At 69.5% G+C, this 22,116-nt stretch carries 15 protein-coding genes, 1 tRNA gene and 1 pseudogene; 11 read left to right on the top strand and 6 right to left on the bottom strand.

The features are described from left to right. Positions 1–45 precede the first annotated feature (45 nt). Together ku and ABD350_RS15435 are read left to right on the top strand one after the other, a co-directional pair. A complete protein-coding gene (gene ku, locus ABD350_RS15440) occupies positions 46–1,086 on the top strand; it encodes a non-homologous end joining protein Ku (protein ID WP_344348642.1) in 1,041 nt (346 codons plus the stop codon). Between the two features lie 289 nt (positions 1,087–1,375). Beyond that, positions 1,376–2,110 (top strand): dienelactone hydrolase family protein, encoded by a 735-nt coding sequence (locus tag ABD350_RS15435; RefSeq protein WP_344348641.1) that lies wholly within the window; start codon positions 1,376–1,378, stop codon positions 2,108–2,110. Positions 2,111–2,423: 313 nt separating this feature from the next. Here ABD350_RS15435 and ABD350_RS15430 read toward each other — a convergent pair whose 3' ends face one another. The 3 genes from ABD350_RS15430 to ABD350_RS15420 all read right to left on the bottom strand — a co-directional run bounded on the left by ABD350_RS15430 (position 2,424) and on the right by ABD350_RS15420 (position 4,784). Next, positions 2,424–2,627 carry a hypothetical protein gene (locus tag ABD350_RS15430; RefSeq protein ID WP_344348639.1) on the bottom strand — a complete coding sequence of 68 codons (204 nt, stop codon included), beginning with the start codon at positions 2,625–2,627 and terminating at the stop codon, positions 2,424–2,426. A gap of 178 nt (positions 2,628–2,805) precedes the next feature. Continuing rightward, entirely contained in the window at positions 2,806–3,414 is a 609-nt protein-coding gene (locus tag ABD350_RS15425; RefSeq protein ID WP_344348638.1) for a MarR family winged helix-turn-helix transcriptional regulator, read from the bottom strand. A gap of 119 nt (positions 3,415–3,533) precedes the next feature. Next, complete coding sequence (locus tag ABD350_RS15420) at positions 3,534–4,784, bottom strand: MFS transporter (protein ID WP_344348637.1); 1,251 nt, start codon at positions 4,782–4,784, stop codon at positions 3,534–3,536. A gap of 117 nt (positions 4,785–4,901) precedes the next feature. On the opposite strand from ABD350_RS15420, the gene ABD350_RS15415 reads away from it, so the two are divergent. Next, positions 4,902–5,297: an ArsR/SmtB family transcription factor gene (locus tag ABD350_RS15415; protein WP_344348636.1), complete on the top strand. Its 396-nt coding sequence runs from the start codon at positions 4,902–4,904 to the stop codon at positions 5,295–5,297. A 115-nt stretch (positions 5,298–5,412) separates the two neighbouring features. Then, positions 5,413–6,663, top strand: coding sequence for an MFS transporter (locus ABD350_RS15410; RefSeq protein WP_344348635.1), 1,251 nt, complete (start codon positions 5,413–5,415; stop codon positions 6,661–6,663). A gap of 442 nt (positions 6,664–7,105) precedes the next feature. Here the strand turns inward: ABD350_RS15410 and ABD350_RS15405 are convergent, their stop codons facing one another. The 3 genes from ABD350_RS15405 to ABD350_RS15395 form a co-directional block, all read right to left on the bottom strand. After that, on the bottom strand, positions 7,106–9,703 hold the full coding sequence (locus tag ABD350_RS15405) for a DEAD/DEAH box helicase (RefSeq protein ID WP_344348634.1): 2,598 nt from the start codon (positions 9,701–9,703) through the stop codon (positions 7,106–7,108). 3 nt (positions 9,704–9,706) lie between these two features. Continuing rightward, complete coding sequence (locus tag ABD350_RS15400) at positions 9,707–11,869, bottom strand: site-specific DNA-methyltransferase (RefSeq protein WP_344348633.1); 2,163 nt, start codon at positions 11,867–11,869, stop codon at positions 9,707–9,709. 442 nt (positions 11,870–12,311) lie between these two features. Beyond that, positions 12,312–12,383: transfer RNA gene (locus ABD350_RS15395), tRNA-Arg, on the bottom strand. 118 nt (positions 12,384–12,501) lie between these two features. Between ABD350_RS15395 and ABD350_RS15390 the strand changes: the two are divergent. The 7 genes and pseudogenes from ABD350_RS15390 to rho all read left to right on the top strand — a co-directional run. Continuing rightward, positions 12,502–12,990 (top strand): annotated as a pseudogene (locus ABD350_RS15390) (response regulator); the annotation flags it as partial. A gap of 522 nt (positions 12,991–13,512) precedes the next feature. Continuing rightward, positions 13,513–14,493, top strand: coding sequence for an ArgS-related anticodon-binding protein NrtL (nrtL, locus tag ABD350_RS15385; protein WP_344348632.1), 981 nt, complete (start codon positions 13,513–13,515; stop codon positions 14,491–14,493). A 53-nt stretch (positions 14,494–14,546) separates the two neighbouring features. Further along, on the top strand, positions 14,547–15,938 hold the full coding sequence (gene lysA, locus ABD350_RS15380) for a diaminopimelate decarboxylase (RefSeq protein WP_344348631.1): 1,392 nt from the start codon (positions 14,547–14,549) through the stop codon (positions 15,936–15,938). A gap of 160 nt (positions 15,939–16,098) precedes the next feature. After that, a complete protein-coding gene (locus ABD350_RS15375) occupies positions 16,099–17,391 on the top strand; it encodes a homoserine dehydrogenase (RefSeq protein ID WP_344348630.1) in 1,293 nt (430 codons plus the stop codon). Positions 17,392–17,397: 6 nt separating this feature from the next. Further along, complete coding sequence (gene thrC / locus ABD350_RS15370; protein ID WP_344348628.1) at positions 17,398–18,456, top strand: threonine synthase; 1,059 nt, start codon at positions 17,398–17,400, stop codon at positions 18,454–18,456. 273 nt (positions 18,457–18,729) lie between these two features. Then, on the top strand, positions 18,730–19,647 hold the full coding sequence (gene thrB, locus ABD350_RS15365; protein ID WP_344348627.1) for a homoserine kinase: 918 nt from the start codon (positions 18,730–18,732) through the stop codon (positions 19,645–19,647). Positions 19,648–20,068: 421 nt separating this feature from the next. After that, a complete protein-coding gene (gene rho / locus ABD350_RS15360) occupies positions 20,069–22,081 on the top strand; it encodes a transcription termination factor Rho (RefSeq protein WP_344348626.1) in 2,013 nt (670 codons plus the stop codon). Positions 22,082–22,116: the final 35 nt, after the last annotated feature.

Below are 22,116 nucleotides of genomic sequence, written 5' to 3'. Positions count from 1 at the left end.
AATCCCAGACAAACCGGAGAAAACGGCGATGGAAGGGTGCGGCACGTGCGATCGATATGGAACGGCGCGATCTCGTTCGGCCTGGTCAGCATCCCGATCAAGCTGGTGAACGCCACGGAGAGCCACGCGATCTCCTTCCGTCAGGTCCACACCGAGGACAACGGCCGCATCCGCTACCGCAAGGTGTGCGAACTGGAGGACCGCGAGGTCAGCCAGGCCGAGATCGGCAAGGCGTACGAGGACGCCGACGGCACGATGATCCCGATCAGCGACGAGGACCTCTCCCACCTGCCCATCCCGACCGCCCGCACCATCGAGATCGTGGCCTTCGTGCCGGCCGACCGGATCGACCCGCTCCAGATGGGCGCGGCGTACTACCTCGCGGCCGGCGGGGCCCAGGCCGCCAAGCCGTACACGTTGCTGCGCGAGGCCCTCAAGCGCAGCCACAAGGTCGCCATCGCCAAGTACGCGCTGCGCGGGCGGGAGCGGCTCGGCATGCTGCGGGTGGTCGGCGACGCCATCGCCATGCACGGCCTGCTGTGGCCGGACGAGGTCCGGGCCCCGGAGGGCGTCGCGCCGGACGAGCACGTGACCATCCGCGACAAGGAGCTGGACCTCGCGGACGCCCTGATGGACACCCTCGGCGAGGTCGACCTGGAGGACCTGCACGACGAGTACCGGGAGGCGCTGGAGGAGGTCATCGCCGCGAAGGCCTCCGGCGAGGCCCCGCCGGAGTCCCCGGCCCCCGCCACCGGCGGCAAGGTGCTGGACCTGATGGCCGCCCTGGAGAACAGCGTCCGGGCGGTCCGCGAGTCCCGTACCGCCCCGGAGGAGGAGGCGGCGGAGGCGGAGGTCAGACAACTGCGCCGGGGCGCGTCGGCGCCGAAGGAGACGGGCGCCAAGAAGTCCACGTCGACGAAGAAGACCCCGGCCGCGAAGAAGGCCGCCCCCGCCCGCAAGTCGACGTCGAAGGCGGGGGAGGGGGCGGCGAAGAAGACGACGGCGAAGAGTACGGCGACGGCGAAGAGCACGGCCGGGAAGAAGACGGCGACGAAGAAGACGGCGTCCCGGAAGCGGACGGCGTGAGGAGTGCCGGGCGCCACGGGCCGACTGCCGGCGCCACGCGCAACGGAGCCTCCGCCACCTTGATCCAGTGACAGGTGTGGCTCCGACGCCGTGGTGTTCGGCTACGCGCCTCCGCGAAAACCGTTGGCGGAACCACGGCAGCCACTGCTACGTTTCCTGAGGCCGTACTGGAGAGCGAGGAGGTGGTACCCGTGAACGTATCGACATGGGTGCTCTCCTCCGGGGGTACGGTCGGGCGATAGGTCGCGTCCGGGAGCGCCGTCTCTGAGCCCTCCCGAAAGGCACGACCATGCACTTCACTTCCGAACAGCGTCTCGACGATGGCGTCCTCGAGCGCGAATTCACCCTCGGCGAGATCCCCGGCATCCTGTGGACGCCCGTGTCCGCGTCCGCACCGGTGCCGCTGATCCTGCTCAGCCCCCCTCCCCTCGGGCTGCGCAAGGTGTACCCCCGCCTGGTGGCCCGGGCCCAGCACGCTGTGGCGGACGGCTTCGCCACGGCCACCATCGAGCTCCCCGGAAGCGGCGACCGGCCCCGCCTGCCCGCCGCCGGGCAGGCCCTTGCGGACCTGCGCCGGGCGCTGGAGGCCGACGAGCCGGTCAGTGACGAGATCATCGACGCCCTCATCCTCCCTCTGGTCGAAAGGGCGGTCCCGGAATGGCAGGCCGCCCTTGACGCCCTCCTGTCGCTGCCCGAGATCGGCGGCCCGGTCGGGTACTCGGGGGGAGTGATCTCCATCGGAACCCGGTTGGCGGTGGTCGAGCCGCGCATCTCGGCCGCCGTTCTGTTCGCCGGGAGTTTCATCCCCAGGGCCATGTTCGAGGAGGCCCGCCAGGTCACCATTCCGCTGCACGTCCTGCTGCAGTGGGACGACGAAGGGAACGACCGGCAGGCGGCCCTGGACCTGTTCGACGCCTTCGGCTCCAAGGAGAAGACCCTGCACGCCAACATGGGCGGGCACACCGGCGTCCCGCGGTTCGCGGGGGACGCCGCGGCCCAGTTCTTCACCCGACACCTGAAGTGACGCCGGGCCGTCAGGTCACCAGCAGACGGTAGCCGTGTCGGCCAGGATGCTGCTCATCCAGGGGCAGGTCCCGGCCCTCCTCGGCTCTCTGCACCACGGGCCCCTGCCGGACTGTCGGCAGGGGCCCGTGGTGCCCGAAGCCATGAATTGCTCGACGTCTGCAGAGCTTCGAGTGCTGCCCGAACTCGTGTACAGGTGCTGTCGGCTGGGCTTCTACGCGCCACCCACCTCCTGCGTGCCCTGCCCGTCCTGACGAACCTCGAACTCAATCGCTGATGGCCGGCGCCGTCGGGATGGCAGGAGGTGTTCGGCGTCAGGACGGGATGGCTGCCCGCATGACGGCGTGCCAGGGAGTGGCGTCGAAGATCAGGTGGATGGTGTCGATGCGGCCCTGGGTGAGGTGGAAATATTCGGCGGTGCGCTGGGTTCCGACGGCCGGGATCGATGTGTGGACGTCGTAGACCAGGGCGGCTTCGGTCTCGCCGTACAGCTCGCTGACCAGATCGACGCCGGTCACGATGCCCAGGAACGCGTCCAGGCCGCTGAGATGGCCGTGCGCGCCGTCGGAGGACAGCAGGGGGCTTTGGAAGTGGAAGGGCTCGGCGAGAGTTCGAGCAGCGGCGGGGATGTCGCCGCGGAATCAGCGCGGTGGTAGGCACGGACGGTGGCGCGCGTCGTGGTCGTTGTGGTCCCTGTCATGCCGAGGTGCTCCCTTCGGTGGCAGCGAGGTGGGCGGCGATGCGCTGCTGGTTCTGAACGAGCCGTAGGCACAGGTGGCGGAGCTGGTGGAGTTCGGTGTCGGTGAATCCGTGGAACAGTGCCGTCATCGCCCGCTGCGTCGGCGCCCGGAACTTGTCCAGCCATGTCAGGCCGGCGGGGGTGATGCGGACGACGACGGATCGCCGATCACCCGGGTCGGGGTCGCGCCGCACGAGCCCTTCGCGTTCGAGGGTGTCGACCAGGCCGGTGGCGTTGCGGGGAGTCATGCCGGCGGAGCGGGCGAGGTCGCCGGGATTGGCCCCGGTCTCGCCGAGGGTGCACAGTCTGACGAGGATGTCGACGGCTCCTGTACTGAGGCCGCGGCCTTCGGAACCGTGCGTGCTGAGCCGCTCGACGGATTTGTGCGCGGCACGGGCGGCGGCCGCCGCCTCCAAACGGAGCGTGTCGCCCCCTGCCGCGAACTCGGCCATAGCCCTGCGGACTTGGGGGTCATAGATCAGCCCGTCCGTGTCATGGGAGAGTCCTTCGAAGTTAGTTACGTGCTTCACAATGAAGGAATACTGAATCTTGTCGGGTCCGGTCAAGGGGAGTAGCTGGATGCGGTCCCCACTCGCAGGCTGTGCGTGCGATCCGCCCCGCACCCCACCCGCCCCGCATCCCGCTCGACACCCCCTCGCGCCCCGCTCGCCCCCCTCGCACCCCGTCACGCGGCGGAAGCCCCCCGCCCCCGCCCGAGCAGCACCACCCCGCCCCCCGCCACGGCCAGCCCCGCCAGTGCCGTGCCGAAGACCGTCGCGCCCGTCGTGAGGCCGACCGCGTCGCTCAGGTATCCCGCGCTCACCGGCAGGAGCCCGGCGGGCAGGTAACCCCCGACGTTCAGCGCCGCGTTGGCCTCGGCGAGCCGCGCCCCGGGCACGGCCGAGTTCAGCAGCGACAGCCCCCCGAGCTGTCCCATCCCCTGCCCGGCCCCCGCCAGCAGCGCCGCCCCGGCCAGCGCGGCGACCGACCCGGTGTGCACGGCCAGGAGGAGCGCGGCCATGCCGAGGGCGGTGGCACCGGCGCCGTAGGCCAGCACCGTACGCCGCCCGAGCCTCCGTACCGCGAACTGCACGCCCGTGGCGGACAGGAACATCGCGAACGCCAGCGCCCCGGAGACGATCCGGCTCCCCGTACCGAGCAGCCCCGCGAGCAACGACGGCCCGAGCGACAGCACGAAGGACGTGGCGGTGATACCGGGCGCGAACACGGCGATGCCCAGCGCGAGCTGCCACCCGGCACCGCGAGGCACCCCGGGCACCCGCACCCACCCTCCGGCGCCCCGGCCGTCGCCACCGCGGCCCCCGTGATCACCGCGCACCGGCATCCGGAGCACGACCACCACAGCCGACGCCAGCAGCACCGCCTCCACCGCGAACACGGTGACCGTGGGCCCGGGCAGCGTCTCGGACAGCACCCCGGCCAGCAGAGGCCCCAGCCCCGCCCCGAACACCATCGCGCAGGAGGCGAGCAGCGCCGCGAGCCGTCGCCGGGCGGGCCCCGCCACGTCCGTCACCGCGGCCATCCCGGCCGAGACCACGGCCCCGACCGCGATCCCGGTGCACAGCCGGGCCGCGATGAGCGCGCCGACACCGCCCGCGGTCGCGAAGACCAGGCAGGCGACGAGGGCGAGGCCCAGCGCGGGCAGCAGTACCGGCTTGCGCCCGATCCGGTCGGAGACGACCCCGCAGACCAGCAGGGACCCGAGCAGCCCCGCGATGTAGCAGGCGAAGACCACGGTCAGCGTGCCCTTGCTGAATCCCATCTCGCGCTGCCACAGGACATACAGCGGGGTCGCCGCGTTGGACAGCACGAACACCGCCGTCACGGGCCAGGCGGCGAGCCAGACCCACCGGACGGGCACCTCACCCCCGTCCACCGCTCCCTGGGTACGCACACCGGCGGTCGCCGTCGTCATGGCACAGTCCTCCCCTGGACCTCGGTACGAGTCGAGTCGTACTTGTACGAGCGGAGTCGAACTTAGCATGCAGTACGATCGGAGTCGTACAGGAAGTGCGTGCGAGGGGAGCCGCAGTTGAGCGGGCAGAGGACCGAAGCGACCCGGCCGGCCGTGGGCGTGGAGGAGCGGCCGGAGCCCCCCGGCCTCCCCGACCCGCTGCCCGAACCGGCCGCCGCCGACATCCGGCTGGAGACCGTGCTGGGCGCGCTCAGTGACCCGCTCAGGCTGCGGATCGTCCGCAAACTCCTCCTGGAATCCGAGGAGTTCGACCACACCTGCGGTTGGTTCGGCCTGGACCGCCCCAAGTCCTCGCTGACCCACCACTTCCGGGCCCTGCGCGAGGCGGGCGTCACCCGGCAGCGCCAGTACGGCCTGGAGCGCCGCAGCCAGGTCCGGGTGGCCGACCTGAACGCCCGCTTCCCCGGCCTGCTGGACCTGGTGGCCGCGTGGACCCCGCCGGACGGCGACTGAGAGGCGCGCAGGCCGGCGGGGCCCGGGATGCGGACCGCGACCCGGTCCCCGACCATGGGAGTCGTCGCGAGGGGAGGGACAGTCAGGGCCGCGCCGACCTCCTGGGAGTGTGACGATGACCGGTGACAGACCCTCCGCGGCGGCCTGGCGCAACCTGGTCATGGCCACCGTCGGCTTCACCCTCACCTTCTGGGCCTGGAACCTGATCGCCCCGCTCGCGGCCGACTTCGACGAACGGCTGCACATGGGCGCCTCGGCCCAGTCCCTCCTGGTCGCGGTGCCGGTGCTGGTCGGCTCACTCGGCCGGGTCCCGGTCGGCGCGCTCACCGACCGCTACGGCGCCCGCCTGATGTTCCCGCTGACCAGCGCGCTGACGATCATCCCCGTACTGCTCCTGATCCCGGCGCGGTCGTCGTACGCCGCCCTGCTCCTGGTCGGCTTCGTCCTCGGCCTCGGCGGCACGACGTTCGCGATCGGCGTGCCGCTGGTCAACTCCTGGTTCCCGCCCGCCCACCGGGGCGCGGCCCTCGGCGTCTTCGGCATGGGCATGGGCGGGGTGGCGCTGTCCGGCTTCCTCACCCCGCGCATGTACCACCGGGGCGAGAACCTGCCCTTCCTGGTCATGGCGGTCGCCCTGGCGGTCTACGCCGTCCTGGCCGCCTTCCTGATCAACGACCGCCCCGGCCGCCCGGTCCCCGCCACCCCCCTGGCCACCCGCCTCACCGGGGCGGCCCGCCTCCGCGTCACCTGGGAACTGTCGGCGCTCTACGCGATCGGCTTCGGCGGCATCGTCGCGTTCGGCGTCTACCTCCCCACCTACCTGCGCACCTGGTACGGCCTCAGCCCCACCGACGCCGGCACCCGGGCGGCCGGCTTCGCCCTCGTCACGGTGATCTTCCGCCCCCTCGGCGGCTGGCTCGCCGACCGCGTCCACCCGGCGGTCGTCACGGCCTGGGCGCTGGGCCTGGTCGCGGTCCTGGCGATCATCCAGTCCTTCGACCCGGTCCTGGTCCCCACCGCCACGGTCTGCCTGCTGCTGATGGCGGCGGGCCTCGGCACGGCCAGCGGCTCGGTCTTCGCCCTGGTCTCCCGGGTCACCCCCCAGCCCCAGGTGGGCAGCGTCACCGGCATCGTCGGCGCGACAGGCGGCCTGGGCGGCTTCGTCCCACCCCTGGTGATGGGCGCCGTCTACAGCGCCAAGTCCTCCTACTCCATCGGCTACATGCTCCTGTCCGACCTGGCCCTGGCAGGCTGCGTCTACGCCTACACCCGCATGCGCACAGCAGGCACACCCCCGGACCCGACCCACCCCCCGGCCCGCCCGACCGGACAACCCACCACGACCCACGGCGGCGGCCACCTCTGAGCCCCAGCCGCAACCGCAAGGGCATCCCGCCCCGGATAAACGCGAAGACCCCGCCCCAGCGCTTCCGCTGGTGACGGGGTCCTCAGACACTTCCTGCGAAGTGCCCCCGGCAGGATTCGAACCTGCGCACACGGCTCCGGAGGGCCTGTCGGTTCCGGACGTAAGCGCTGGTCACGGACTTCCGGCCGATCGGTTAGCGTTCACTTGTCCGCGGATAGTCCACGGACCGTCTCCTGAGCCGTAGCTCCTATGTGGATCGGTCGGTGGCGACCATACCGGTCGTGGTACGGCCCTGGGAGGACGCTACGGGGCGGGAGCGGTTGCTTTTGCATTCCGCTGCTGCACTGCAACGGCTCCGGCATGCGCCGTGCCTCACAGCACCAGCCGTAACCGAACCGGCACCCACCCGCCAGGCGACCAGGCGACTTCAACCCGTTCAAGATCAGTAGTAGTCCGTTGCGACACTACTGAGGTACAGGCGTTCGGCGTCGTCCGCCTGCTCGATGGCCTGACGTACGCTCTCGTTCTTCAGGTCGAGCACGCGGAGGCTCTTGTCTTTTATCTGCGCAACAGCTTCGATCCGGTGAAACTCGTCGCCGTATTCGACGGTGAAGTCTGCGAGGCCTCGCAATTTCGGAAGCGCGTCGCTGAGGTGGAACCCGTGTGGGTCGACGATGGAGACCTTCACGTTGGCCTCGGTGCCGTGGAAGAACACGAAGTCTGGGCACATCCGGCGCCAGTTGCCCTTGCCATCCTTGTACGCGACCGCCAGAGAGTCATCAGAGGCACGTCCTGGGTTGCGGTACCAGGCTAGGAAACCGGAGCGGTTGCGCTCGGTGTCGAGTACGGCCGTCTCCCAAGCGTTGAGGGAGCCGATGGGGAAGTTGCCGTTCTCGTCAGACATGAGGTGCTGTGGCCGGGTGTCGACCTTGGTGCCTTCCTCGCCAGCTGCGGTCTCCTCGGCGCGGACCTTGGGGCGGCGGATGTCGATGCGCTGGGGCTCTGTCGACATTGCTCGGATGTCATCGTAGACCGCCTGCCGCTCGTCGGTCAGGCCCTTGATGTCAACCCGGTACTGCGCCAGCCAGTTGTTCGTGAGCCCGGTGGCTTCGCGGTCGAGTTCGGCCTGGACACCGTCGATCTGGGCCAGTGCTGCGACCTTGAGGTGAGCGTCGAATAGGCCATCGTCGTCTTCGTCTGCGACAGCGATGTGGTCGGCGTACTTGCGGGCGAGGTCAGCGGAGAGGACGCGCTGGGCGTTCTTGAAGTCAGCTTCAATGGACCGCTCGTCTGCGATCTCGTGAAACTTCTCGGCGTCTGCGACCTTCTTGCCCGCGACTGAGGCAACTATGGTCTCGCCCTCGACGTCGAGAAGTCCGTAGGTGGCGGCCTCGATCTCGTTCTTGTGGCGGGCCATGAGTCCGTCCAGGACGGCGAACATCTCGGCATGGGCGGTCTTCCGGGCGTTGGGGAGGAGCCCGTCGCGGGAGAGCGCCTGAGCAAGGCTGGAGAGCCGCTTCGTAGGCTTCGCGGCCCTCTTCGGCAGGGACTGCGAGGGGAGAGCATCGAACGCCTCCCACACGTATTTGGGGATCACCTCGTTGACGTGCATGTCGACGGGGTCGATGAGCACCCGCCGCCCGGCGCCGCCACCGGTCCCACCGTTGCCGTCATCACCCTCCGACTTCTTCCCGAGCAGGATGTCTGCGACCTCTGTCGCAGTTGCTCGGTTGAAGAGCGGCAGCACACATTCGACAGAGTTGAGCCGGTCGTCCCCTGCGATGCGGCGAGCTAGAGGTGTGCGGACCATGCGCCCGAGCAACTGGGTGATGTGCGTCTTGTCGGTTGCGGGCCGGTACGACACCAGCACCTCGGCGCGGGGGCAGTCCCAGCCGGTGGAGATTGCGTCCTTAGCGAGCAGGACACGGATATGGCTGGCCTCCTGCACCTTCTCCGGCGCGATGTGCGGGACCTCGTAGTCCCCGATCTGGATGGGCGTGTGGTTACCGAACACGTGCGCGATGCCGTCACCCGGAAGTTCAGGCCACTCCTCGCGAACCGCGTCCACGGCGCTCTGGAGCAGTTCCTTCGAGGGCGTGTTCGGCACCTGCACCACGAGCAGCGGGACGACCGTGTCGCCGGGGGAGTCCTGGGTCTCGGCGTACTGCTCCCACAATCGTCCAGCCGCTTTGACCTTGCGGGTGCCGCGCTTGAGTAGCACCGTGTCGAAGGTGCCCTTCTTGGCCGGGAAGTCGAGTCGGATATCGTCCTTTAGGAGGCCTGACTCCTGGATAAGTGCTGGGTCGATCTCGTAGTGCGGATACGGGTACCTACCCTCGACGTCCTTCATGGCTTCGGTGAACCGCTCGATCGTCGCGGAGATACCCCACACCACCGGGATGGGCGGGACGCCGTTGGCGCCGTTGATGAGCCGCTTCACGATGGTCTGCTGCTCGGCATTGTCCGCGGTGGTGCGGCGTCTCATGCCCTTGTGTGCCTCATCGAGGACCAGATAGAGGGTTAGTCGGTCGTCCTCTATGGTGTTGCGGATAGTGTCCCAGATCGTGTGCTGTCGAAGATCCGGCGTCGTGCCCCGCTCAAAGAGCGTATCGCCGGCCTCGACGGCGCCGCGGACCAGGAGCGAGTTCTTCGACAACTTCTGGGAGTTAAGGAAATACACCTTCCCGGGTTCGAATTTTTCCCGGTTGAAGGTGTTCTCAATAACTTGGAGACGGGAGTAGGCGATCCGGTCCCCGGACGCATCGAGGATGCGTGCCTTCGTCTGCTCGTTCAGGGACGGGTCGTCTGTGAACCACAAGACAACCGCGCCAGGGTCAGCTTCGAAGTCCCAGTCCGGATCGCCGAAGAACAGTCCTTCGATGACGGCCGAGGCCATGACGGTCTTGCCCGCACCCGTGGTGGCAGCGAGCGAGAAGGACACGCTTCGACCCTTGCGGTGGTAGTCGTCGCGGGCATCGGCAAAGTAGGTGAGCATCTGGCCTACCGCATCGGCCTGGTATTCCTTCAGGGTGTATTTCATCGGTCACTCCCTGCCCGTGTTGATCTTGAAGTTGGTCAGGTAGGACTCGTAGAGCCGGACCGGCTCGACGTGAGGCGGCAACTCGGAGCAGACCATTTGGAATGCCCGATCGTCGTCGGTCACGATGAATGCCACTCGCACTCGCTCAGCGGCCGCGAGCGCGTCAAGGAAGGCGTGCGAGGCGTCCAGGTCGAATAGCACTCCATACGTGTCGGCGACTGCGAAATCGTGGGTTGCCTTGTCGATTCGCGTTCCCTCGGCTCCACCCCTGAGCCACAGAATCGGCGCGACTGCCTCGAACGAGCGATGGTGCGCGACAGACCTCGGGGCCTCGTACGTCATGGTGAAGAACTCGACGTTCTCCTCGAACCCATCTGCCATCGGAAACTCGGAAGTGAACTTGTAGTCACCCTTGACCGGCTCTCCGCTCGGAGTCAGCCCTGTGACGGCAGCCTTGATGCGAGGTTTCGTGACGTAATCACAGATACCTCTTGCCTCCCACTCGGCGTCACCGGGTCGCAGACCACGTGCGCGCAGGCCTGCCTGCTCCTCCGCGCCAACCTCGTTGTTCGTCACGCTAATGGACTGTCTGCGACCACTGTCCTGCTCGTTCAGCCGCATTACCGCGTGAGCGGTGGTGCCAGAGCCGGCGAAAAAGTCGAGGATGACTGCGTCAGGCTTATCGGCAACGACAAAGCGCAGTGAATCCTCGACGGCATACAGTGATTTGGGAAAGTCGAACCTTTTCTCGCCCAAGAGAGATTTGATGAGGTGTGAGCCGTGGTCACGTGCAAAGTGGCTCGTCTGGCTCCACACGCTGCGCGGGGTGACGACTTTCTTCGCCCCGTCAGCAAGAGCGAGTTCCAAGGAGCCTTCCGGGCTCCTGCCGGTGACCACGAATGTCCCGTTGGCGATATTCGCGAGAGTTCCGGGCTGGAGATAGGTGATGGGGCGCAGTCCCGTTTCAGGGTCGCGCTTTCCGAGCCGCGCCGTACCTGCCGCAAAATATTCGCGCATCTTCGCGGCAGAGAACCGCCACGTCTGTTCGCGTCCGTCACTTGCAATCGGCCACACGGCCACTGTGCCGGACTCCAGGACCACCTCTGACCTCGGCGTGTTCTTCGGAATCGGTTCCCCGACCCTGACGAGTGCGCCAGATTCGCGGTCGAGAATAACAGGATAGAAGAGCGCAGGCCGAGCGCGCCGCTCGGCAGAAGCGGTCCCACGCCGCATCGCTGTGAACCAGACTGTCGGCATCGTCTTCGGCTTCGACGTGCCCTCGTCAGTGGCGTCGTCGAGCATGGTTGAGACCCACGGGGAGATGCGCCCGTCACCGATGAATACGTAAAAGACGTATTCGTCCACACGTGCGAACCGTCCTGCCCGGGACGAGCCCGCCCGGTTGATAACAGACGAAACCATCTGGATGTCGGCCTCTGGGAAGGTCTGCTCCAAGAGGAGGCCTAGGCGGAGATACTCCTTCTCATCAATGGTGACGATGAGAACCGAGTCATGTGGCTTGAGGAGTCGCTTCGCTAGCTTGAGGCGCCGTTCCATGAACGCTAGCCACTTGGAGTGGCGATATATGTCCTCGCCATCGACATAGTTGTTGTTGTACTTCCAGTCGCGGGCCCCCGTGTTATATGGGGGGTCAATATAGATTGCGTCGATCTTGCCTTCGTGCGTGTACAGTAGCGTTTGTAGCGCGTGGAAGTTCTCGGCGTTGATGACGGTATGGAACGGCCTGTCGCCGCCACGTTCGATCTTCCCGGTCGATACCAGGCCTGGATAGATCGGGTCGCGAAACTCAGCCACGACGATCAGATCGTCGCAAGCCCGGCTGGTTGTCTCGACCTCGTCGGAGTCTGGGCTCACCCTCCGCGCCAACGAGGCCACTCGACCGTCGTCGGTCCGACTGATGCTCATGACTCGCCACAGACGCTGGTCGACGCCCTTGGAGTCCTCCCCGCGGGGTGCAAGAAAGCGAACCTTGTCGCCCTTCCTGATCGGCCTGCCCGGCAACTCGACGGTCTCGGGGGTGTGACGCTCGAAGTTGAGTCCGAACGCGCGCCGCTCGGTGAGCGCCTTGATGTGGTCACGGAGGTCGTCGGCCAGCGCTCGATTTTTTTGCTCGACCTGACGCAGGAGGTTGCTCAGTGACGACAAGGCTGCCCTTTCTAGATGTACCGCTCGCTTGGTTCTCGCAGGGTACTCGGTCGCGCGACGCGCTTCGGGGTGGCTTTGGGCCACTGCCGCCAACTTGTTAGCAACCAGACGCCGGGGGCGTCGCTGGCCCCCCGACATCGGTCGCATCACGGTCACCCGTCGCCCCTAGGGCGACCAAGTCGTCCGGCTGCCCCGATCAAGCACCATCGAGTACCAGCAGTAGCGGAAGAAGTGAAGAGGCCGCGCTCTGGCCTGCGGCTTCTTAAATCGACGTCGAATCATCCCCCAAGCGCCTTGCCGTTTCCAGGGGTTCACCTGCGGCGGTACGCCAAGATCCCGTCCACGCCTCGCCCATAAACCCCGGCATACGGCCGCACATACACGAAGACCCCGCCCTCAGCGTTTCCGCTGGTGACGGGGTCTTTGGGCACCTTATACAGGGTGCCCCCGGCAGGATTCGAACCTGCGCACACGGCTCCGGAGGCCGTTGCTCTATCCCCTGAGCTACGGGGGCGTGTCGGGCGCTGAGCTTCTCGCTCGCGGCGACGGGTAGAACACTAGCAGGTCCGGAGGGGTGATCAGCAATTCGGTTCCCCGGGCCGGGGGGAGCACGTCCCCTGGACGGGGTGGAAGTGGGGAAAACCCGGACGCGGTGGCCGGTCCGCACCTACTCTCGACTTGTGCCAGGCGCTCCGGGCCGGGTGCTTGTTGTGGACGACAACAAGGTCATCCGGCAGCTGATCAGGGTCAACCTCGAACTGGAAGGGCTAGAGGTCGTGACCGCGGCCGATGGTGCCGAGTGTCTGGATGTGGTCCATGAGGTGCGGCCCGATGTCGTGACGCTCGACGTCGTCATGCCTCGGCTGGACGGGATCCGCACCGCCGCCCGGCTCCGCGCCGATCCCCGTACGCGCCATCTGCCCGTCGCGATCATCAGCGCCTGTACGCAGTACGAGGTCGAGGCCGGCCTCGACCTCGGCGTCGACGCCTTCCTCGCCAAGCCCTTCGAACCCGCCGAACTGATCCGGATCGTGAAGGACCTCATCGGGCGGAACAAGACCGGGCACGCGGTGTCCGGGGGAGAAGGCGGTGGCGGTGGCGGCGGTGGTGGCGAGGGGGAGAGCGTCGACGGGGACGCCGTAGTCAGTCCGGAGAGCGGCCAGGATGTCGTCGGCGAGGTCGAGGGGGGTGAGCGTGCCCCGGCGCCTCAGGATGCCTCCTCACCCCAGAGCGCCCCGTCACCGCAGAGCGGCTCGTTGCCTCAGAGCGGTTCGTTGCCTCAGGGCGCCCCGTTGCCTCAGAGTGCCTCGTCACCCCAGGACGTCCCCCACGGTCACGACGCCGTCCCCGGTCACGACGGTCTTCCCCGCCACGACGGTCTTCCCCAGTCATGACGGCGTCCCGGCAGTCCTTCATGACGGTGTCCCGGCAGTCATTCATGACGGTGTCCCGGCCGTCGTGACGGTCTCCCAACGGGGGGGACGGTCTTCCCCCCATCGCACTTCCCCTCACGCCTCCCCCTCACGACGGCACCCCTCCCCCTCCACCCCCTCCCGTCCTCACGGCGTCGTCCCGCGTCGTCCCGCGTCAGGAACACATAACCGGCTCGCCCACCCACCCCCCTCCTCCCCTACGCTTGTCCCGTGACCCCCGCCGAGTTGTCCCGCACCGTGTTGCACGCGGTGTGTCGTGCTGTCGACGACGGGGAACTGAGCGTGGCCGTGCCCGAGCGGGTCGTGGTGACCGAGCCGGGGCCCGGCGGGTGCGGGGACTTCGCCACCGCCGTCGCGCTGCGGCTCGCCCGCGCCGCCGGGCAGCCTCCGCAGCGGGTCGCCGGGATCCTGCGGGAACGTCTCGTCGGGGCCGAGGGGGTCGAGGACGTCGTCGTCACCGGGCCGGGGTTTTTGAACATCCGGCTCGCGGAGCGGGTCGATCCCGTCGCCGCGCTGGTCGCCGAGATCCGGGAGCAGGGCGCCCGGTACGGGCACGGTGACGCGCTCGCCGGGCAGGTCCTGGTGCTCCGGGTGCCGTACGAGGTGCGGGCCGAGGTCGTCGCCAACGCCGTCGTACGCATCGTGGGGACCCAGGGCGGCCGGGCCACCGTGGAGCACGGCGAGAGGGCCGATCTGCGGCCCGTGCCCGCCCCGGAGGACCCGGCGCCGCTCGGGCCCGACGCCGCCCGCTGGGCCCTGCTCCACCCCGCCCCGCACGACCGGCCCCGGATCACCGCCGACCACCTGGTGCAGCGTGAGGGCAATCCGCTGTTCCGGGTGCGGTACGCCCACGCCCGTGTCCGCTCCCTCGGCCGCAACGCCGCCCGCCTCGGCTTCGCCGCCGAGCCCGGCCCCCCGCGCACCGAGGCCGGCGCCCCGCTTCTCACCCCCCTCGCCGACTACCCCCGCATCCTCACCGCGGCCGCCACCCACCGTGCCCCGGACCGGCTCGCCCGGCATCTCGTCACCGTCGCCGATGCCGTGCTGCCCCTGCTGCCTTCCGTGCTTCCCGTCGGCGAGGAGAAACCCTCGGCCGCCCACCGCGCCCGGCTGGCCCTCGCCGAAGCAGCCGGGACGGTGCTGGCCGGTGGCCTGTCCCTGCTCGGCATCGACGCACCCGAACATCTCTGAGGCGCGTGAGCAGATGCGTCCCGGAGAGAGACAGAGAGCCTGAGAATCACGTCATGAGCCGTTCCGCCCATCCCGCCGGGCCCCGCCACGCCGACGTCCTGCCCGAGGGCCACCACCCGGCGCCGCCCGCCGACCTCAACGCCCTGGACCGGAAGGTGTGGGCCGAGACCGTCACGCGCGGCGACGACGGCGTGGTCGGTGTCGCGGGGATCCCCGTCACCCGGCTCGCCGAGGAGTTCGGCACGCCCGCCTACATCCTCGACGAGGACGATTTCCGGACCCGGGCGCGTGCCTGGCGCACCGCGTTCGGCCCGGACGCCGATGTGTTCTACGCCGGCAAGGCCTTCCTCTCCCGCGCCGTCGTGCGGTGGCTGGACGAGGAGGGGCTGAATCTGGACGTGTGCTCCGGTGGCGAGCTGGCCACCGCGCTGTCCGCGGGGATGCCCGCCGAGCGCATCGCCTTCCACGGCAACAACAAGTCCGTCGAGGAGATCCGCCGGGCCGTGGAAGCCGGTGTCGGGCGGATCGTGCTCGACTCCTTCCAGGAGATCGTGCGGGTCGCCCACACCGCCCGGTCCCTCGGCAAGCGGCAGAAGGTCCAGATCCGGATCACCGTGGGCGTCGAGGCACACACGCACGAGTTCATCGCCACCGCCCACGAGGACCAGAAGTTCGGCATCCCGCTGGCCGGCGGGCAGGCGGCGGAGGCCGTACGGCGGGCGCTCCAGCTCGACGGGCTGGAGCTGATCGGGATCCACTCGCACATCGGGTCGCAGATCTTCGACATGTCCGGGTTCGAGGTCGCCGCCCACCGGGTCGTCGGCCTGCTGAAGGACATCCGCGACGAGCACGGCGTCGAACTGCCCGAGATCGACCTCGGCGGCGGCCTCGGCATCGCCTACACCAGCGCCGACGACCCCCGCGAGCCGCACGAGATCGCCAAGGCGCTCACCGAGATCGTCACCCGCGAGTGCGAGGCCGCCCGGCTGCGCACGCCCCGTATCTCCGTCGAGCCGGGGCGGGCCATCGTAGGACCCACCGCGTTCACCCTGTACGAGGTCGGCACGGTCAAGCCGCTGGACGGGCTGCGGACCTACGTCTCCGTCGACGGCGGCATGTCGGACAACATCCGCACCGCGCTGTACGACGCGGAGTACAGCGTCGCGCTCGTCTCCCGCGCCTCCGACGCCGAGCCGATGCTCGCCCGGGTCGTCGGCAAGCACTGCGAGAGCGGGGACATCGTGGTCAAGGACGCGTTCCTGCCGGCCGACCTGGCGCCGGGCGACCTCGTCGCCGTGCCGGCCACCGGCGCGTACTGCCGGTCCATGGCCAGCAACTACAACCACGTCCTGCGGCCGCCCGTCGTCGCCGTACGGGACGGCGAGGCCCGGGTGATCGTCCGGCGCGAGACGGAGGAGGACCTCCTGCGTCTCGACGTCGGGTGACGCCCGCCGAGAACGACGGGGGCGCGAGAGCGGAAGATCTCCGGTCTCCGGCCCCCGTACAAATGAAATAGATGTCTCACGATCCGGACGAAGGGTAGAAACTCCCGTCCGGTGAGTGAGACTGGTCCCACCGTAGACGGTATGAAGGAAACGAGGTCGGATGATGCGTACGCGTCCGCTGAAGGTGGCGCTGCTGGGCTGTGGAGTGGTCGGCTCAGAGGTGGCGCGCATCATGACGACGCACGCCGACGACCTCGCCGCCCGGATCGGGGCCCCGGTCGAGCTCGCCGGCGTGGCCGTACGGCGGACCGGCAAGGCCCGTGACGGCATCGACCCCGCGCTCGTCACCACCGACGCCACCGCCCTGGTCAAACGCGGGGACATCGACGTCGTGGTGGAGGTCATCGGCGGGATCGAGCCGGCCCGGACGCTCATCACGACCGCCTTCGAGCACGGCGCCTCCGTCGTCTCGGCCAACAAGGCCCTGCTCGCCCAGGACGGGGCCGCCCTGCACGCGGCGGCGGAGACGCACGGCAAGGACCTCTACTACGAGGCCGCCGTCGCCGGTGCCATCCCGCTGATCCGGCCGCTGCGCGAGTCGCTCGCCGGCGACAAGGTCAACCGGGTGCTCGGCATCGTCAACGGCACGACCAACTTCATCCTCGACAAGATGGACTCGACCGGCGCCGGCTACCAGGAGGCCCTGGACGAGGCCACCGCCCTGGGGTACGCCGAAGCCGACCCGACCGCCGACGTCGAGGGCTTCGACGCCGCCGCCAAGGCCGCGATCCTCGCCGGTATCGCCTTCCACACGCGCGTCCGCCTGGACGACGTCTACCGCGAGGGCATGACCGAGGTCACCGCCGCCGACTTCCGCTCCGCCAAGGAGATGGGCTGCACCATCAAGCTGCTCGCCATCTGCGAGCGCTCCAAGGACGGGACGTCGGTCACCGCGCGGGTGCACCCCGCCATGATTCCGCTCAGCCACCCGCTCGCCTCCGTGCGCGGCGCGTACAACGCCGTGTTCGTGGAGAGCGACGCCGCCGGGCAGCTGATGTTCTACGGCCCCGGCGCCGGCGGCTCGCCCACCGCCTCCGCCGTCCTCGGCGACCTCGTCGCCGTCTGCCGCAACCGGCTCAGCGGCGCCACCGGCCCCGGAGAGTCGGCCTACGCCGACCTGACCGTCTCCCCGATGGGCGACGTCGTCACCCGGTACCACATCAGCCTGGACGTGGCCGACAAACCGGGCGTGCTCGCCCAGGTCGCCACCGTCTTCGCCGAGCACGGCGTGTCCATCGACACGGTTCGGCAGCAGGGCAAGGACGGCGAGGCCTCCCTCGTCGTCGTCACCCACCGGGCTTCCGACGCCTCCCTGTCCGGGACCGTCGAGGCCCTGCGCAAGCTCGACACCGTGCGGGGTGTCGCCAGCATCATGCGGGTTGAAGGAGAGTAACCAGCAATGACCCACCAGTGGCGCGGAATCATCGAGGAGTACCGGGACCGGCTGCCCGTCTCCGACACCACGCCGGTCGTGACGCTCCGCGAGGGCGGCACGCCCCTCGTGCCCGCGCAGGTGCTCTCCGAGCGCACGGGCTGTGAGGTCCACCTGAAGGTGGAGGGGGCCAACCCCACCGGGTCCTTCAAGGACCGCGGCATGACCATGGCGATCAGCAAGGCCAAGGAGGAGGGGGCGAAGGCCGTCATCTGCGCCTCCACCGGCAACACCTCCGCCTCCGCCGCCGCGTACGCGGTGCGGGCCGGCATGGTCTCGGCCGTCCTGGTGCCGCAGGGCAAGATCGCCCTCGGCAAGATGGGCCAGGCCCTCGTGCACGGCGCGAAGATTCTCCAGGTCGACGGCAACTTCGACGACTGCCTCACCCTCGCCCGCTCGCTCAGCGAGAACTACCCCGTGGCGCTGGTGAATTCGGTCAACCCGGTGCGGATCGAGGGGCAGAAGACGGCCGCCTTCGAGATCGTGGACATGCTCGGCGACGCGCCCGACATCCACGTCCTCCCGGTCGGCAACGCGGGCAACATCACCGCCTACTGGAAGGGCTACCAGGAGTACGCCGCCGACGGCATCTCCACCCACACCCCCCGGATGTGGGGCTTCCAGGCCTCCGGCAGCGCCCCGATCGTGCGCGGCGAGGTCGTCAAGGACCCGTCGACCATCGCCACCGCCATCCGTATCGGCAACCCCGCCTCCTGGAGCAACGCGCTGGCCGCCCGGGACGAGTCCGGCGGTGCCATCGACGAGGTGACGGACCGTGAGATCCTGCGCGCCTACCGTCTGTTGGCCGCGCAGGAGGGCGTCTTCGTGGAGCCCGCCTCCGCCGCCTCGGTGGCCGGTCTGCTCAAGGCCGCCGAGCAGGGCAGGGTCGACCCGGGCCAGCGCATCGTGTGCACGGTCACCGGCAACGGCCTGAAGGACCCGGACTGGGCCGTCGCCGGCGCGCCGCAGCCGGTCACCGTCCCGGTCGACGCCGCCACCGCGGCCGAGCGCCTCGGCCTCGCCTGAGCGCCCCCGAACCGGGAAATCCCTGACAAGGTGCACAGGGGGCTTACGACACGCATCGTGCGCCTCCTGTGCGCCCTATGTCGCCACAGAACCTTCCTTCGATAGGCTGTACCGAACCCGCCTACCGCATATGCCCTCGCGTATGGCAGGCGCCGCGCCGTCTCCGCGGCCCGCCGGGTCTCCGTAGTCAGTCATCGGCAGTCCACCGGATGACCATCGAATCCATCGAGCGTCATCCGACCGTCAACGCAGCTCAAGGAGAGTCTTCGAGCGATGGCCGGTCCAGCGTTCCGCGCCGCCGCCGTCCGGGTGCGCGTTCCCGCCACCAGCGCCAACCTCGGCCCGGGCTTCGACGCCCTCGGCCTCGCGCTGGGGCTCTACGACGACGTGGTCGTCAGGGTCGCCGACTCCGGGCTGCACATCGACATCGCGGGTGAGGGCAGCGAGACCCTGCCGCGGGACGAGAGCCACCTCCTCGTCCGCTCCCTGCGGACCGCCTTCGACCTGCTGGGCGGACAGCCCCGCGGTCTGGAGATCGTCTGCGCCAACCGCATTCCGCACGGCCGGGGCCTCGGCTCCTCCTCCGCCGCGATCTGCGCCGGCATCGTGGCCGCCCGCGCCGTGACGATAGGCGGCGAGGCCCGCCTGGACGACGCCGCGCTGCTGGAACTGGCCACCGAGATCGAGGGCCACCCGGACAACGTGGCCGCGTGTCTGCTCGGCGGCTTCACCCTGTCCTGGATGGAGGCCGGCAACGCCCGCGCCATCAGGATGGAGCCGAACGATTCCATCGTTCCGGTGGTTTTCGTGCCCGGAAAGCCGGTACTGACCGAGACCGCCCGCGGCCTGCTCCCGCGCAGCGTGCCGCACGTGGACGCCGCCGCCAACGCGGGCCGCGCCGCCCTGCTGGTCGAGGCCCTCACCAGGCGCCCCGAGCTGCTGCTGCCCGCCACCGAGGACCGCCTCCACCAGGAGTACCGGGCCCCGGCCATGCCCGAGAGCGCCGCGCTGGTGGAGCGGCTGCGCGCCGACGGCATCCCGGCCGTCATCTCCGGCGCCGGGCCCACCGTCATGGCCCTCGCCGACGCCGACAGCGCCGACAAGGTCTCCCACCTCGCGGGTGAGGGCTGGGCCGCCAACCGGCTGGACCTGGATGTCCAGGGAGCGAGCGTGCTGCCGCTTGCGACCTGACACACGGTTGCCGGATTTGGAGAGGGGGAATGTTTGTTGGATCCGGTAGTGTTAATCTCAAGTCTGCACCCGACCCCACCATGGCGAGGTGCCTTGTGTCCCCGTCCGGGACAGACATTCTTCCGGGAGCCTCCCGGGCCACTCCGTGTTCCGTGCGCCGTACCTGGGCAGTACGACGTATGCGGACACTGAGCGGGCCGCCGGTAGGGGTACCCCCTCTGGGGGCGCTTCGGAATCGGTGCTACCACGCCACGTGACACTGGGTGCCACGGCTCGCGGAAGCGCCATCACCGCACATTTCTTCCGCCGCTTTGGCGGACCACCGCCCCGGCACGGTCCACAGAAGACAGGACCGTAGCCGGACAGCACAACCGGTCGCCGAGCCAGACAGGCCGACGTCCGCTCCAGGGAAGGACCCTTCGTGAGCGACACCACCGATCTGATGGGCGCACGTGTCGAGGAGACCGCTGCCGCGCCCGCCACGGACGCCTCCGCGCCTGCCACCGGTGCCGGCTCCCGGCGGCGCCGCGGTACCGGCCTTGAGGGCATGGTGCTGGCCGAGCTGCAGCAGGTCGCCTCGGGCCTCGGGATCAGGGGCACCGCGCGGATGCGCAAGAGCCAGCTGATCGAGGTCATCAAGGAGGCGCAGGCCGCCGGGGGCGCCCCCGCCGCCGCCAAGGCCGACACCGCCACCGAGACCAAGCCGAAGCGCCGGGCCACCTCCCGGGCGCGCACCGGTGAGGAGGCCGCGGAGAAGAAGGCGGCCAAGGCCGCCGAGGCCCCTGCCGAGAAGAAGGCCGCGGCCCAGCAGCAGATCGAGATCCCGGGCCAGCCGGCCGGGGACACCGCCCGCGCGACCGCCGCCGAGCGCGGGGCGGAGGACGCCCCGGCCGAGCGCCGCCGCCGCCGTGCCACGGCCGAGGCGGGCAGCCCGGCCCAGAACGGCGCCGAGACCGTCGCCGCCGAGGCCCGGACCGAGCCCAAGACCGAGACGCCCGCGCAGCAGCCCCAGCAGGGCGAGGCCAAGGGCGACGCCGGTGACGGCGAGGGCCGTGGCCGCCGGGACCGCCGCGAGCGCGGCCGGGACCGGGACCGTGACCGCCGCAACAAGGGCGACGAGCAGCAGGGCGGCCAGCAGCGTCAGCAGCAGGGCCAGCAGCAGGGCGGCCGGCAGGACAGCCGGCAGGACGACGACGACTTCGAGGGCGGCCGCCGTGGCCGTCGCGGCCGCTACCGCGACCGCCGGGGCCGTCGCGGCCGCGACGAGATCGCCGAGCCGCAGCTCGCCGAGGACGACGTCCTGATCCCGGTCGCGGGCATCCTGGACATCCTCGACAACTACGCCTTCATCCGGACCTCCGGCTACCTGCCGGGCCCGAACGACGTCTACGTCTCCCTCGCCCAGGTCCGCAAGAACGGCCTGCGCAAGGGCGACCACGTCACCGGTGCGGTCCGCCAGCCGAAGGAGGGCGAGCGCCGCGAGAAGTTCAACGCGCTGGTCCGCCTGGACTCCGTCAACGGCATGGCGCCCGAACACGGTCGCGGCCGCCCGGAGTTCAACAAGCTCACCCCGCTCTACCCGCAGGACCGGCTCCGCCTGGAGACCGACCCGGGCGTGCTGACCACCCGGATCATCGACCTCGTGTCGCCGATCGGCAAGGGCCAGCGCGGTCTGATCGTGGCCCCGCCGAAGACCGGCAAGACCATGATCATGCAGGCGATCGCCAACGCGATCACGCACAACAACCCCGAGTGCCACCTGATGGTCGTCCTGGTCGACGAGCGTCCGGAAGAGGTCACCGACATGCAGCGGTCGGTCAAGGGCGAGGTCATCTCCTCGACCTTCGACCGCCCGGCCGAGGACCACACCACGGTCGCCGAGCTGGCCATCGAGCGCGCCAAGCGGCTGGTCGAGCTGGGCCACGACGTGGTCGTGCTGCTGGACTCCATCACCCGTCTGGGCCGCGCCTACAACCTGGCGGCGCCGGCCTCCGGCCGCATCCTGTCCGGTGGTGTCGACTCGACCGCGCTCTACCCGCCGAAGCGGTTCTTCGGCGCGGCGCGCAACATCGAGGACGGCGGCTCGCTGACCATCCTCGCCACCGCCCTGGTGGACACCGGGTCCCGCATGGACGAGGTGATCTTCGAGGAGTTCAAGGGCACCGGCAACATGGAGCTGAAGCTCGACCGCAAGCTCGCGGACAAGCGGATCTTCCCGGCGGTGGACGTGGACGCGTCCGGCACCCGCAAGGAGGAGATCCTGCTCGGCGCCGAGGAGCTGGCCGTCGTCTGGAAGCTCCGCCGGGTGCTGCACGCGCTGGACCAGCAGCAGGCGATCGAGCTGCTTCTCGACAAGATGAAGCAGACCAAGTCGAACGTCGAGTTCCTGATGCAGATCCAGAAGACGACGCCGACGCCGGGCAACGGCGACTGAGCGTCAGGGCATCGCTGAAAAAGGCCGCCTCCCGT

This window comes from Streptomyces nogalater (assembly GCF_039532885.1).
Taxonomy (GTDB): domain Bacteria; phylum Actinomycetota; class Actinomycetes; order Streptomycetales; family Streptomycetaceae; genus Streptomyces; species Streptomyces nogalater.
This window is presented reverse-complemented; position numbering and strand designations above follow the sequence as displayed.